Origin of the sequence: Stenotrophomonas sp. HMWF003 (assembly GCF_003061285.1) — a bacterium.
In the GTDB taxonomy this organism is placed as follows: Bacteria; Pseudomonadota; Gammaproteobacteria; order Xanthomonadales; family Xanthomonadaceae; genus Stenotrophomonas; species Stenotrophomonas maltophilia_AP.
Map to the genome: position 1 here is coordinate 2,645 of NZ_QAIW01000322.1, position 434 is coordinate 3,078.

The 434-nt window shown below is 72.1% G+C and carries 1 protein-coding gene; it reads right to left on the reverse strand.

Annotated elements, in window-relative coordinates:
- On the reverse strand, nt 1-434 hold a 434-nt coding region (locus tag DBR34_RS13055), incomplete at both ends, for a flagellar hook-length control protein FliK (protein ID WP_146186839.1).

Sequence of the window (434 nt, forward strand, 5' to 3'; positions counted from 1 at the left end):
TGCTGCTGGCCCACATCGGCGTTGCCGAGCTGGAAGCCCTGCTCGCCGAGCATGTCGCGCAGGCGGGGCAGGCTGGCTTCCAGCGCGTGGCGGACCTCGGCATGGGCGCTGCTGAAGCTGGCGTGCACCTTGTCGCCGTCAATCTGCAGGCGCACTTCGATCTGGCCCAGGTCATGCGGGGTCACCCGGATGACGGCATGGCCGATCTTCTGGTCGGCCAACCAGCCAATGCGCGCGCTCATGGCATCGCCGAAGTCATCGGCGCCCACGTCCGGGGTGGCGGTCGGGCTGCCGGTGAACGCTGCCGTAACCGCGCCGGTCTTGAGCTCGGCCGCGGCGTGCAGCGCATGCAGCAGCGGGGTGGCCGGGGCATCGGCGGCGTCGGCGCCGGCCAGCGCGTCGGTCACGGCCTTGAGCAGCGCCGGGTCGTCGGC